The organism is Catalinimonas locisalis (assembly GCF_038039535.1).
Classification (GTDB): Bacteria; Bacteroidota; Bacteroidia; order Cytophagales; family Cyclobacteriaceae; genus Catalinimonas.
This window is the reverse complement of the sequence record NZ_JBBPHP010000017.1, coordinates 79,112-93,655: the sequence shown is the minus strand read 5'-3', so window position 1 is coordinate 93,655 and position 14,544 is coordinate 79,112. Positions and strand designations below refer to the sequence as shown.

Sequence of the window (14,544 nt, the reverse complement as noted above, 5' to 3'; positions counted from 1 at the left end):
AATTCTTCATGATCATCATATGATTTGACTTACTCATTTTAGAATGGTCCTTTGGCATTGGTTTGTATGGCTTCTATACCGCCAGGCATTTCGCCTCTCGTTCTTTCTATATCCAGGGGATCGCCCGTTTCACGATCGTACCAGTCAGAAGTGAGTTGGGTGGGTGCAGTATCCAATGTTTCTGTTCTCCACTGCTGCAGCACTTCTCTCATGTGTTTTAGCCGAGACTGATATTCCGGTAATGAGGCTACGTTCACCAACTGCATAGGATCGGTGTAGCAATTAAAGAGCTCTTCCGCCGGACGAGGAACCATGAATATATCTGCCTGGGCAGATGAAAGTTCACCAGCGTCCCTAATATCTTTGAGATCCAGGTAAGAAGGGCTTTTGTTGGAGTCAGCCGGGCCTGGATTACTCAGATTAGGGCGCAGGTTCAGCACATACAGATAGCCTTCGGTACGTACCATTCTTTCCAGGGCTTCGTGGTCGTGCCAGTTGTGCTCGGAGAAAACGTAGTTTCTGAATTTGCTGTCAGGCTGCTCAAGTATAGAAGCGAAACTCTTACCCTGAAAGCCCGGCTGGATTTCCGCACCTGATAGCTCCAGCAAGGTAGGCGCAATGTCTATCACACTGATGAGGCTATTACTCACCACCCCTTTCTGCGGCAGGCCGGCATTCCATTTGACTACAAAAGGTGTCTTCATGCCACTGTCGTATACTCTGGTTTTGCTTCTGGGAAATGGGCGTCCGTTGTCCGACATGATGATGATCAGGGTATTATCAAGTACTCCCTGTGCTGCAAGTTCTTCTTCCACTTTGCCGATGTAGTCATCAAAACGAGTGATCTCATCATAATATTTAGCCAGATCTTCTTTGGTGCTTTCCACGTCGGCCAGATAGGGAGCGGGCTTAACATCAGCAGCCTCATGCGTACCACTAAAATCATTGGGTCCCCAGGGACGGTGGGCATCCAAAGAGGCGAACCACATAAAAAAAGGTTTATCCTTAGGGCGTTGCTGTAGCGAAGTCAGCCACATGCCTTCGCCACCATCGCCATTCTCCTGCCCATTATCATGGACAACATCAAAGCCCCTTCGGGCGGCATCGCCCATGTGCCACTTGCCCGCCTGCGCAGTGTAGTATCCGGCTTTCTGCATCAGTTCGGGGAAAATGGCAACTTCTGCCGGGAGGGGTGTATGCAGTTCGGCCGAGCCGGTATTGTGAGGGTATCTGCCGGAGATAATGCTGGTGCGGCTGGGGCTACAGGAGCTGGCCGTAAGGTAGGTATTGGTAAAACGGATACCTTCCTGTGCCATTCGGTCAATGTTGGGCGTTTGCACTTCAGTATTGCCATAACAGCCCAGGTCATTCCAACCGATATCATCAGCGATAAAAATAATGACGTTGGGAGGAGTATTCTGGGCCCAGGTATTTTGAAAAAGTAGTAGTAAACATCCTGCCAGCAGCAGGTTTATTCGTAGGTTCATAGGTTGTTATTAGTAGTGGTTGTTGTCTGCTTAACGCTAGTATTTGATTGCAGTATGCTCTTATTTTCCCAAACTACGAGCATAGGTTCAGAAAACAAATTTCTCCTGCCTGAAAAATAGCAGGCAGGAGAAATATAAGTAATTAAAAGCCAGGGTTCTGAGTAAGGTCAGGGTTTACATCTATCGCCCGCTGAGGGATAGGAAAATGTAATTTATTCTGATTGATTGCGTAGCCTTTAGCGCCCATTACTTCAAGAGCCCGGCCGGTCCGCACCAGATCAAAGAACCTGTGGAACTCAAAAGCAAGCTCTACCCTTCTTTCATGTTCAATGGCTATTTCCAGAGTAGTGTACTCAGCAGGATAGCCCGGCTCTCCGAAGCCAGGTAGTCCTACCCTGGCTCTTACCATATTCAGGTAGGTAGGATCATCAGTGACTTCTGCATACATCAGCAGGATATCAGCGTAACGGATAATCTCAAAATTATGCCCCGCGTAGCGCCAGTTAGGGTCAAAGAACTTCATGGTGAAAGGATACTCCACAAAGTCTCCTGATTCCAGGTTGACATAGCCGGGATATACCGAAGTAATTAGACGGATACTATCAGCAGCTTCAAATTCATCTACCAGATCCTGGGTAGGGGTATTTCTTCCTCCACCCCGGAAAGTTTCATTGATGCCTGGCAGATGAAATGACCATTGATAAGGCGTATATTCCTGCTGGTGGTTGCTATTCACTGCGTTTTGCCCCTCCAGATACTGTATTTCCACAATAGAAGACTTTGAATTTTTAGTGTCCGGATGAAAAAGATGAAGATAATCCTGAGCATTTACTACACCATTGTCATCGGCATCCAGCGAATACATACCGCTATCAATAATCTCTTTCAGTTCAGTCGCTGCCCCCGATTCATTTCCCCGGGTAAGATAGACTTTTGCCAGTACGGCTGTAGCACCATATTTGGTGACCCTACCAATATTATTTCCTACATATCTTTCGGGCAGGTTTTCTTTAGCAAACATCAAGTCACTGATAATCTGCTCGTATACCACTTCACTATCTTCACGCAGGTATTCGTAGCCTTCTTCGGGAGAGAGAGGCTCCAGGGGTAAAGGAATATCTCCCCACACCCTCACCATATTGAAGTAGATCAGCGCCCGAACGAATCTCACTTCCGCCCTTAGCCTTTCTTTCAACTGCTGATTACTGAACTCTACTTCTGTATTTTCAAGCCGGTTCAAAATATCGTTGCAAATGAAAATTGAATTGTAGGAATCCTGCCAGGCGTTTTCAGTATCCAAGTCGTTGGTGGGAATATTGAAATTAGAGATCATCTCAGCAGAATTACTGGAACCTCCGATGAACTCAATGTACGTATTATCTGAGCGCAGCTCTCCGTAAATATCGGCGATTCCACCTGCCCGGTAAGCTCTTTCCATCTGCCGGTATACATCATTCACCGCCAGAATAAACTGATCTTCTGTCTGGTAAAAATTACCTTCTGTAATCGCAGTTTTGGGGTACAGATCAAGGTCTTCCTCATTACAGGCAAATATGCTCAGCAGTAAAGTATATAGAATAATTTTATTGATCGTTTTCATTTCTTCAGTTTTTAGGGTTGAAAATCAGAAGCTTACGTTCAGGCCTAATGAATACACCTTGGCAGTTGGGTAAGGAGAATGCGCCACACCACGACGCGCTGCATTGCTTGCTCCGCCATTGTAGTTTTCAGGATCAAAGACCGGACTGTCAGAGATTGTGAACAGGTTTTGCCCGTTGAAATACGCTCTGACTGAGCCTAAGCCAATCGTTTCAAGCAAAGAAGGAGAAAAAGTATAGCCTAAGGTTAAGCTCTTGAGCCTTACAAAAGAACCATCTACAATCCAGTAACTGGAAGGCTGTTTTTCATAGCCATCCAGATTAACGGTCAGTTTGTAGTGATAGCCATCTCCCGGCTCTGCTTCTGATCTCCAGCGGTTGGTCATAGCTTCGTAATAATTTCTACCTTCGTGGTACTGCATGGAGCGGTGAATGTTATTGTCAAAAACTTCATTACCATGCACACCCTGAAACAGGAAGCTGAAATCAAAGTTTCTGTAGTTAAATGTATTGGTCATTCCCCAGCTAAAATCCGGTGCGGCATTACCAATAATGGTTCTGTCATCAGCATTAAACACTCCATCTTCATTGATATCTACATACTTTCCGTCTCCGGCTACCGCTGTCTCATAGGCGGCAGGATCAGCTTCCACTTCGGCTTCACTCATATAAACTCCATCGTACTTATAGCCATAAAAGCTAAAAATAGGCTCCCCTATCTTGTTGATAGACTGCATACCAAATCCAGCATTGTTGATCAAAGGGGCATCGTCAGGGCCAAGGTCTACGATTTTATTTCTGTTCGTTGAGTAATTTAGTTGTGTAGTCCATTTCAGGTCACCGGTGAGGTTGCGTGTTACCAGACTCAATTCCAAACCTTTATTTTCCAACTCACCAATGTTTTTGAAAATGGTGGTAAAACCTGTCACAGAAGGTACGGGTACGTCCAGTAGCAAACCGTCGGAACGTGTGGTGTATACGTTACTTTCCAGTACAATTCTGTTGTTCAAAATACCGATATCCAAACCCAGATTAAGTTGTCTGGAGCGCTCCCAACCCAGTTCAGGGTTGGTAAAGCCTGATGGATAAAAAGAGGCATCCAGTGTATTACCAAAAGCAACCCTGGCCTGATTTAGTGGAGAAATCCATCGATAGTCGGCAAACTGGTCATTACCAGTAAAGCCATAGCTGGCACGAAATTTTAAATTACTTACAAACTCCAGCCCATCCATAAAGCTTTCGTCGGATATAAACCACCCACCCGAGATTGAAGGAAAGTAACCCCATTTTTTGTCCGGACCAAAGCGGGAGGAACCATCTCTTCTGATACTGGCTGCCAGCAGATATTTTCCTTTGTAGTTGTAGTTCGCCCTGGAAAAATAAGAGATCAAAGTCCGCTCAGTAGCATAGTCATCTGCGCGGGCAACCGTAGCTCCCGCACTCAGGTATGGAACCAAGTCATTATTGTATCCACGTCTTTCGGCTGTAGTCGTATAGAAATCGTCTTGCAAATACTCCTGTCCTAAAAGTACAGTCAGGTTATGATCGCCAAAACTTTTGCTGTAGTTCAGCAGGTTTTGAATGTTATAATTGATTGTCCTGTCCATACCTACTGTCATTACGCCTTCGGTCTGTACATTAGGTCCCATATTGTGGTCACGGGTAGCATAATGCGTATCATCTATACGTTGGTAGTAGAGATTTAGCGTTGACCTGAAGTTCAGGCTGGGAAAGATATCCACCTGCCCGAAAATGTTACCTAGCCCATTAAAGCGTCTGTGCTGAATGTCATCATTAATTCTATACAACGGATGTCCGTTAAACGCTCTAAACAAGATAGCATCGTAGTTTCCGAAGCCATCTACTGAGTTAGGCTCTCCCAGGTAGCCGTTGTTGCCATATACCGGATAGATGGCCGGATATTGTACTGCCCATTCTACCGTTCTGTTAAAAGGTTCTTGTTCATGATCGTAAGTCGCGTTTAACATACCTCCCAGTTCCGCCCAGTCGTTGACTTTTGAAGAGATTTTAAAGTTCAGGGAATACTTATTATAGTCGGATGTAATGACAATACCCTCCTGCTTTACATATCCACCGGACACCCGGTAATTCATTTTCTCTCCTCCCCCGGATACGTTCAGATCAACTTTGTGCATAGGGGCTACCCTAAAAATTAAATCCTGCCAATCGGTATTGGGAAGCGACTCAGGATTTTCCAGTTCTTCAGGCCAGGTATATTTGTACTGACCGCGAGCTTCAATGGTATTAGGTGCGTTGGGATCTCCGCCAATCTCAATCCATCCGTTTTGTGCGGCATCAATGGAAGCCTGCGCATATTCGTAGGAATCCATCACGTCAATGGTGTTGATCACTTCCTGGATGCTATAAGAATAATTAACCCCGATTTTTGGCTTACCTGCTTTTCCGCTCAGTGTAGTCACAAGTACTACGCCATTGGCTCCCCTTGAGCCGTAGATGGAAGCAGAGGCAGCATCTTTTAGAATTTCTATGGATTCAATATCCGCAGGGTTAAGCATATTCATGTCGTAGTTGGGTAAAGGAATTCCATCTACTACTATGAGCGGAGAGCTATTAGCCGAGATGGAATTGATTCCTCTGATTTGGATGGAAGAAGAACTTCCCGGCCTACCATTTCCATTGATTACCTGCACACCGGGGAGTTTGCCGTACATGGCTTGTCCCATCTCTACCATTGGGCGGCTTTGCAGGTCAACATCCATTTCTACCGTACCTTGCGCACCCGATATGTTGGCCTTTTGCTGCGTACCATAGCCCACTACCACCACTTCTTCCAGCGACTTTACATCCGGGCTTAAAGTAATATTGATAGTATTTCTACCATTGATTTCCACTTCCTGGGAGAGGTAGCCTATGGAAGAAAATACCAGTGTGGAAATATCATCGGTCAAGGTCAGACGATAGCTTCCGTCAATCCCTGTTACCGTACCCATAGTGGTGCCTTTGCCAAGCACATTGACACCCGGTAAAGGCTCACCCGATTCTCCATCTGTCACCTTGCCACTGATGATTTGTTCCTGAGGTTGTGAATGAGTTTTCGGGGAGGTTGAATATGCTGCGGAAACAGATGTCAGGCTTAGCGATAGCGCCTGATTTCCCAGGGGGATAAGTAAAAAAATGACTGCCAGCAAAATATTGTGGCATAGCTTTGAGAATAGTTTCATAGGTTGTTGAATTTTAGTAGTGAAAAATTTCATTTAAAAAGTCACTCTTCCTTTTCTAATGACATTGGTCTTTCATTGCTATAGAGTTTGATAAAAATTCTGTTTATTCATCCAAGTAGTAAATGTGTATAGAAGCAGCAGAATTATGCCTCCCATCTACTCTCTTACCCCTACTTCCTCTGCCCAATTTTGATAATCAGTGGTAAGTGCTTCAGCGACTTCTACAAACTCACCGCTCACATCCTGTAATTCGGTAGGGTCTTTTTCCATATCATATAAGCTCCACTGAAAATCAGGTGCGTTGGCTACAATCTTCCACTTACCTTTTCGCAATGCCTGATGGCCAAAATGCTCCCAATACAATGTTCTTTCCTGATCCAGAGCATCACCGGTAAATGCGGCTTTCAGACTTTCGCCACTCAGCGGTTTTATGGCTTTACCCTGATAAGTTTGAGGATAATCCGCTCCGGCCACATCCAGGCAGGTTGCCATAATATCTATGACATGGGCGTAATCATTGACAATGCCTTTTTCTTTAATTCCTGCCGGCCAGTGTGCAATAAATGGCGTAGCAATTCCGCCTTCATTTGTCCACTGCTTGTACCTTCTGAAAGGCGTATTGGAGGCAATAGCCCAGGGTTTTTGGTAGGCCACATAAGAACCGGGATAACCAATTTCTACGGAAGGGTCATTGAGTTTTCTTCCGCTGATTTCCTCTGCGCAACCTCCGTTGTCAGATAAAAATAAGATCAGCGTATTGTCCCAGGCATTGTTTTGCTTTAGGGTATTAAAGACTTTGCCGATCCCCTGGTCCATACGGTCTATCATAGCAGCATAGACTGCCATGCGCTTTGCCCAGTCTTCCTTATTTTCCGCATCTTCCCAGGCATCAACACCTTCTTCGCGAGGCGATAAAGCGTAAGTAGAATCAATAATGCCTAAATCCAGCATTTTCTGGTAACGGATGTTTCTCAAAGAATCCCAGCCCAGCTCATATTTACCCTCATACTTCTGTATATCTTCCGGCAAGGCATGCAGTGGCCAGTGGGGAGCGGTGTAGGCAAGGTACATCAAAAAAGGTTGCTCCTCCTGCTGAAAATGATCGTCTAAAAAACTAACAGCATAATCTGTGAAGGCATCCGTCATATAGAAGTCTTCTGCCGGGGGCGTCCAAGGCTGGTTATCCAGGGCCATCTGGCGCACTCTGGGCTGCTCTTTGATGATTTCAAAATAGCTGCTTCCCCCGCTGATCAGGCCAAAATAACGGTCAAAACCCCGCTGAAGGGGCCAGTGCTCAGGCTTCTCGCCAACATGCCACTTTCCTGACATATAGGTAGCATAGCCCGCCTCTCCCAATGTCTCAGCAATGGTCACTGAACTATCATTGAGGTACCCTTGATAGGGACCAGGTTCAGGTTCACTATTCAGGCTGCTGACCATCGCTCCGATTCCTGCTTCATGCGGGTACAAGCCGGTAAGCAGTGAGGCACGGGTAGGACAGCAGCGGGCAGCATTATAAAACTGGCGGAAGCGGATTCCATTATTCGCGATTTCATCCAGATTAGGCGTGGCGATCTCGCTGCCATAACTTCCGATATCAGAATAGCCCATATCATCGGCCATGATGATAAGGATGTTGGGTTTAGCGCTAGCTTGTGTACTTTGCGCTTCTTTGGGCTGTTCAGCGCAAGCACTTGCGAAAAGCACTACACTTCCCAATAAAGTAAGTAGATTACTGTTTTTCCTAAAAAAATCAGTGTATTTCATATGCGGTCGTAACTTTTCAGTGGCTTGAAGGAATTCATAAAAAGATAAGCCTGTGGTATGCAGGCTTATCTCATCTAAAAAATTTAGTAGCCTTGATTCTGAGAAAAATTACCGGGATTTGTCACCCTGTCAATCTGGGTTTGCGGGATAGGCCTTACCAGGTGCATTTCCTGAATGTTGGGTGCAGCATCCAGGTTATATTCTCTCACCCGTTCCAGCAAAGTTCCGGTGCGTTTAAGGTCATACCAGCGATGCTTTTCTCCTACAAGTTCGCGAGCCCGTTCATCCAGGATAAAGTCAAGGTCTATATCACTGGCAGACACCTGCATCTCTGCTTCTTTGCCCGGAATCGCGGCTCTGGTTCTGATCACATTCATGTAATCCGCAGCTACCTGGTTTTTATTTTGCCTCCAGGCTGCTTCGGCAGCAATCAGATACATTTCAGCCAGCCGGATGACAGGAAAATCCCTACGGCCGTCAGTGGCATTGACACTGGTTCTTAGAGGGTCCATATACTTAAGCAAAGAGGGATAGTTCCTTCTTTGGTTGGTCCCTACTTCCCAGGGAGCGGTAATATCTCCAATCCAGTTGTCATTGAAGTCAAAGAGCCAGTAGGGAGCCGTTTGCTGTACTTCGTCCTCTACCGGGTACATGACGATCTTGATCGCAGTATCTCCGGGGTTTACCATATGCCCGTTGATCTCAGCAGGTATATCGGCCAGCCAGGCGGTCCTGAATGAGCCATCCCAGCGGGCATCCATGGAACGATCGTATAATTTGAGCAGATAATTCGTCGGTAAAAATCTTTGCCACGGTCTACCATAGATCACATTCCTGGTCATGGCAGGATTAAATGTATAATCAAAAATGAAGAAGAGGTGTCCCCAGTTACCCCCATCATTGGTGAGCGGATCGGCAGAATACTGCACAGACCATACAATCTCACTGTTTACATCATTACCTATGTCCCACAGCTCTGCGTAGGGAGTTACCAGTTCAAAGTTATACTCATTGATCACTTTGCTGGCCAATGTCTCAGCTTCAGCCCAGTTTCCCAGGGTAAGATGGACTCTCGCTAATAAGGCTTCCGCAGCAGGTTTATTGATTCTTCCGTACTCAAAGGCCTCTACCGGAAGATTGTCTACTGCGTACTGCAGATCAGGTAAGATGCCTTCCTGGTAAATGGTAGACACATCCGTACGATTGGCTTCAGTCTCTACGCCTATGGTTTCTTCCAGGGAAAAATGTACCGGACCAAATTGCTGCACCAAATGAAAGTAGTATAATGCACGAATAAAACGTGCTTCCCCCATAATTCTGGCTTTTTCCGTTTCGGCTATTCCACTTATCTCAGGCGTTCTCTCTACTACCGTATTGGCTTGATTAATACCAATATAAAACTGATCCCAAACAGTGGTGATCATCCCATTGGTACCTAATAAATTAGCAGAATAGTTATTGATATCTGGGGCATTGGCAACGCCACCAAAACCGTTGGTAAAGATATCTGTACCTGTTACGGTAAGAAAAAAGCCTTCCTGTCTTCCGTAGAATCTTCTTAAGGGAGTATAGGCTGCCTTAAGTCCGTCTTCTAATCCCTGCTGACTGGTATAGTAACCATCCGCGGTAGCAAGGCTGACCGGATCTTCTACCAGCACATCTTCACAGCCAAAGCTGAAAGAGAGCGTCAGGGTAAGCAGTAATATTTTATATATATTTTTCATTTCAAAAATAGTTTTAGGTTAAAATTTAAGGTTGACACCAAAAATGTAGGTCGCTGTTGTCAAAGGACTCCCTGCCCCTACTATACCATTGGAAGTTTCAGGGTCTACCCAGTCATAATCCGAAAACGTTATCGCATTATTTACAGTGGTGTAAAGCCTCAGAGACGATAAGCCTACGCGACTGATAAAGTCATTTTGAAAATTATAGCCCAGCGTGATGTTTTTAATCTTGACAAAAGAGCCATCAAAATATCTTACCGCATCAGAATAGAGCGGGGCTTCCCCCGCATCGGGTAATGGATAAGCATTCGTAGGATTGTTTACGGTCCAATAGTCAAGGTTCAGGCTATTGTACCTTCCCTGCCAGTTGTTTCCCCCCAGGTCATGATAGTCACTGCGGAGCCATTGTCCCTGACGGGCATACACCAGAAAAGAGAGGTCAAAACCTTTGTAGCTAAAGCGGTTGGTCATGCCACCACTCCAGTCAGGCACATCAGAACCAAGTATTGTTCTGTCGTCTGAGTTGATAACACCATCCGGCTGATCCGTGAGTTCTCCGTTTTCATCTCTACCATTCACATCCGCTATTCTGATATCTCCGGGAAACTGACCCTGCTCTTCAGCCTCGGTAGCTTCATCACTTTGCCAGATACCATTCTGCTTAAAGCTGTAAAACACATTGATAGGCTCTCCAATAAACCAGCGGTTTCCTACATCATCACTTTGTCCTTCAAACAGTTCCACAATCTCTTCATTATTTGAGAAAGCATTCAGGTTGACATCCCAGGTAAACCCTCCATTGCTGTTGATCACATTGGCATTCAGGTTAAACTCCCAACCGCTGTTGCGGGTAGCTCCAATGTTCTGAAGAATAGATGAAAAGCCGGATGTAATGGGAATGAGCCTTTCCAAAAGGAGGTTTTCTGTATTGGTGATATAATATTCTATTGAACCGGTAATCCTGTCTTCCAGTAAGCCATAGTCCAGACCAAAATTAGTAGTTTTGGATATCTCCCAGCCAAGATCAGGATTGGAAATCTGGTTCTGCCCAAAACCAAAGCCCTGATTATCACCAAAGACATAAATCGTTCGCGCCAAACCTCCCAGGGTTTGAAAAGGGTCAATGGCCGTATTACCCACTTCACCATAGCCTGCCCTGAGTTTGAGGAAAGAAATGGAGGAAACAGAAAGAAAATCTTCTTCACTGATGATCCAACCCGCAGAAACTGCCGGGAAAAATGCCCACTTATTGCCCTCTGCCAGGCGCGAGGAACCATCGGCCCTACCGGTTAATGTGAATAAATACTTTTCCTTTAAACGATAATTTATCCTTCCCATATAGGATAGTAGTCCCCAATTGCCTAAGGAGTCAGCAACCCCTGTGATGGTGGCGGCACTACCCAGATTATTGAAGCCGGACTTTTCTATAGGAATATCCTGAACATTGGTTTGCGAAAATTCAGCTTCGCTCTCCTGCACACTGAACAATCCTACAACATTAATCGCATGGTCTCCAAACTGCTTGTCATAGCTCAAAATATTTTCTAATGTATAGGCAAAATCCGTTCTGTTCCTTACTGAAGCACTATTGATACTGCCACCTAGTGAACCATTGTATCTTCCTCGCCTAACCGAATTATAGTCAGGCCCATAGTTCAGACGGTAAGATAAGCCATCCAGTATCTGATATTCCGCATAAATATTGGCAAAAACTCTGTAACTTTTGGTTTCGTCTACATATTGCAGAGGCTGATAATTCAACAGTGGGTGTGCCAACAAACCCTCTCTGGGATTAGGGTAAGGGTCAAATTCACCTTCTTCACCATAAGGTTCAATCAGGGGAGAAAACCTAAGGGCAGCATTATATGGTGCGTTTGACATCTGGTTTCTTAGGTTTCTGGCTACTGTAGAGCTTAAACCGATTTTCAGCTTTTCTGATAGCTTCGCCTCTATATTTGCCCGGAAAGCATAGCGGTTAAAATCGCTGTTCTGTATAATGCCTTCTTCATTGTAATATGAACCTGAGAGATAATAGGTAACATTTTCACTTCCTCCGCTTACCGATACCTGATGATCCTGTTGGGTACCATCCTGGAGTACCAGTCCTAACCAATCCGTGTCAACACCATTCTGTAAATTCTCAATTTCTATATCACTGAAGAAAGTATCGTCCTGGCTGGCGTCGTTTGGATCAATACCCCGGGATATCCGGGAGTACTCGGTAAATTGCTGGGCGTTCATCAGGTTCAGATTTTCTACTGGCTGCTTCACTCCATAGTATCCGTCATAGCTAACTACCGCCTTACCGGCCTGTCCTTTTTTTGTGGTGATCAGCACTACGCCATTGGCACCTCTGGAACCGTAGATTGCCACAGCACTTGCGTCCTTTAAAACCTCCATGGAGGCTATATCATTCGGGTTAAAATTATTAATTCCCGCGGTGGTAGGGATTCCATCAATGACATAAAGAGGCTCATTACTTGCATTGATAGAGCGGTTTCCCCGAACCCTGATTTGCACCGGAGATCCTGGCGAACCATTCGCTCTTACAATATCTACACCTGCCAGCCTGCCTTGGGACTGCTCAAGCACATTACTTGCCGGTGTTTCAGCCAGCGATTCACTGGAAATAGAAGAAATAGCCCCGGTAAGATCGCTTTTCTTTTGGGTACCATAACCAACGACAACAACTTCGGATAAAGACTGAATATCGGGCATCAAAGTCAGGTCAATTACACTTCGTCCATTGATTTCTACCTCTTCTGTTTGATAACCGATAGAAGAATATACGAGTGTACTGATATTGTCATTCACAGTGAGCCGGTAATTTCCCTCTACATCGGTCACGGTACCTGTGGTAGTGCCTTTGGCAAGCACATTTACTCCTGGCAGAGGATCTCCCGATTCTCCATCTGTCACTTTTCCGCTTATAGTTTGTTCCAGCACTTTAACATGTTGATCTAACATGACAGCTCTTTTTCGGGAAGAGACCAGGCCATCCTGCTTACTACTGCTTTCGTCTTGATATAAAATATCTGATGTGCTGGATTTTCTTTCAACCTTCTGTATGCTCTGCTTTTCCTGCTGAGGATAAATAGCATAGGAGGCGTCTTCAAACTTCTTAAAGTCAAGTCCCAGAGGAGCAAGCAAAATCTGCAAACTGCTTTCCAGATCTTCTTTTTCTATAGTTTTCAGTACTTTTTGGGTGACTTTTTTATGCTGAACGGTCTCAGAATCGTAATTGAACTCCGTTCCAAATTTTTCAGACAACTTTGATAATACCGTGGAAAGCTCTTGTTCCTCACCCTGGTAAGGATTGTTTGGCTGCGAGTTAGTTGGTGTACCGGTATGGGCTGCAAGTGTCTGTGCCTGCAACTGTTTTACCAGCGGAACCAGTAAAATGACGCATGACAGCAAAAGACTGTGCGATGATCGTAAGAATAGTTTCATAAGTTGTTGTACTTTAGTGGTTGATTCATTTCAATTTTTCAGTAAGCCTTCTACTTGCGAGTTGCTGTCTGCCAAGGAAAGGCTTCTGCTTTTTTACTTGTCTCTGATGATTATTTCTTTCCCATTTCTATCAATGTTTAGGTTGTACACTACAGACATTTTGACTAGTAGAATATCCAGATTATCTGCCGGAGCAGCACCGGTAAACTCTCGTTCTAACAGGCCAGAGGACATTAAGCTTACCTTCATGCCGTAATTATCTTCTATAAGTTGAATGATTTCTGCGATGGGGGTATGCTCAAAGATCAGTTTGTTTTCTTTCCAGGCAGTGTACTGAGCAGTATCCACCACTTTTTTCACTACTTCACGCTTGACTTTACTTACCGCTACCATGTCACCCGGTTCCATCATGATTTCTCTTTCAGCACTTCCTGGGGTTTGCTGCAGGTTTAGTTTTACACTTCCCGAACTCAGTACCACTTTCGTCTCCTGATGGCGATTATTGATATTAAATGCTGTTCCCAGCACTTCTACATTCACACTTCCGCTATGTACGATGAATTTGGAGGGCTCACCGGAGGATGTTTTCTTCTCCTCTACTTCAAAAAATGCCTCTCCTTCCAGCCATACTACCCGCTCAGCAACAGTTCCCCAATTGCCTTCCTCCAGGCTGAGGGATGAATTTGCATTCAGTATAACAAGTGAAGAGTCGGGAAGCAGGAGTCTCTTGGTCTCTCCATAAGCTGTATTGTACTTAGTGACTTCAAGGGGAGGCAGAAGCATAAAATAAATACCTGCCAAAAGAATAAGTGCACTTACAACTGCTGCTATGCTATACCAGGCTTTGTTAGATAATTTTTCTGCTTTATAAAGTTGGAACTGCAGCTCCTTTCCTGACAACACAGGCTCATCACTTTCCTGAATGGCACTTTCAATCTTTGCTTTGACTTTAGCTTTTGTGTCTGCCGACCGTTTAGGCTCCTGGAAATCAAGTTGCATGACGATGGCACGCGCTTCTTCCATTTCCTGCTTTGCTTCAGGATGCAGGCGGGTAAACTCCTGCCAATAGTTGTTGTTTTCTGGTGTAGGAGACTTTACCCATTGATGAAAATGCTCATCCAAAAGAAAGTCTTTAGCAGAATATTGTTGGTTAGGCATTGCTTAGCATTTATGGCTTCTCCACTACTGAAAAGCGCTGTTTACTAAGCAAAGACAGCAAGTCCGGATTTTACACTATAATTTTTTCAATTATTTTGAGAAATACATCCCAAGCAAAGAAAGAGGCCTTTTATTAGTGCATTTTCAAGAAAACAAA

Annotated in this window: 7 protein-coding genes; all 7 read right to left on the bottom strand. The window is 44.9% G+C overall.

Annotation, left to right across the window (positions count from 1 at the left end; all coding sequences use genetic code 11):
• Positions 1-38 precede the first annotated feature (38 nt).
• Entirely contained in the window at positions 39-1,487 is a 1,449-nt protein-coding gene (locus WJR50_RS19425) for a sulfatase family protein (protein ID WP_341294976.1), read from the bottom strand.
• 142 nt (positions 1,488-1,629) lie between these two features.
• Positions 1,630-3,087 carry a RagB/SusD family nutrient uptake outer membrane protein gene (locus tag WJR50_RS19420; protein ID WP_341294975.1) on the bottom strand — a complete coding sequence of 486 codons (1,458 nt, stop codon included), beginning with the start codon at positions 3,085-3,087 and terminating at the stop codon, positions 1,630-1,632.
• Between the two features lie 24 nt (positions 3,088-3,111).
• Positions 3,112-6,288, bottom strand: coding sequence for a SusC/RagA family TonB-linked outer membrane protein (locus WJR50_RS19415; RefSeq protein ID WP_341294974.1), 3,177 nt, complete (start codon positions 6,286-6,288; stop codon positions 3,112-3,114).
• Between the two features lie 156 nt (positions 6,289-6,444).
• Positions 6,445-8,055: an arylsulfatase gene (locus tag WJR50_RS19410; protein ID WP_341294973.1), complete on the bottom strand. Its 1,611-nt coding sequence runs from the start codon at positions 8,053-8,055 to the stop codon at positions 6,445-6,447.
• An 83-nt stretch (positions 8,056-8,138) separates the two neighbouring features.
• A complete protein-coding gene (locus WJR50_RS19405; protein WP_341294972.1) occupies positions 8,139-9,779 on the bottom strand; it encodes a RagB/SusD family nutrient uptake outer membrane protein in 1,641 nt (546 codons plus the stop codon).
• Between the two features lie 18 nt (positions 9,780-9,797).
• On the bottom strand, positions 9,798-13,229 hold the full coding sequence (locus WJR50_RS19400; RefSeq protein ID WP_341294971.1) for a SusC/RagA family TonB-linked outer membrane protein: 3,432 nt from the start codon (positions 13,227-13,229) through the stop codon (positions 9,798-9,800).
• Between the two features lie 93 nt (positions 13,230-13,322).
• Complete coding sequence (locus tag WJR50_RS19395; protein ID WP_341294970.1) at positions 13,323-14,387, bottom strand: FecR domain-containing protein; 1,065 nt, start codon at positions 14,385-14,387, stop codon at positions 13,323-13,325.
• Positions 14,388-14,544: the final 157 nt, after the last annotated feature.

Bases quoted from the DNA above. Each gene is read 5' to 3' on its own strand.
- WJR50_RS19420 (WP_341294975.1), bottom strand. From the start codon at position 3,087: ATGAAAACGATCAATAAAATTATTCTATATACTTTACTGCTGAGCATA.
- WJR50_RS19425 (WP_341294976.1), bottom strand. From the start codon at position 1,487: ATGAACCTACGAATAAACCTGCTGCTGGCAGGATGTTTACTACTACTT.
- WJR50_RS19415 (WP_341294974.1), bottom strand. From the start codon at position 6,288: ATGAAACTATTCTCAAAGCTATGCCACAATATTTTGCTGGCAGTCATT.
- WJR50_RS19410 (WP_341294973.1), bottom strand. From the start codon at position 8,055: ATGAAATACACTGATTTTTTTAGGAAAAACAGTAATCTACTTACTTTA.
- WJR50_RS19405 (WP_341294972.1), bottom strand. From the start codon at position 9,779: ATGAAAAATATATATAAAATATTACTGCTTACCCTGACGCTCTCTTTC.
- WJR50_RS19395 (WP_341294970.1), bottom strand. From the start codon at position 14,387: ATGCCTAACCAACAATATTCTGCTAAAGACTTTCTTTTGGATGAGCAT.
- WJR50_RS19400 (WP_341294971.1), bottom strand. From the start codon at position 13,229: ATGAAACTATTCTTACGATCATCGCACAGTCTTTTGCTGTCATGCGTC.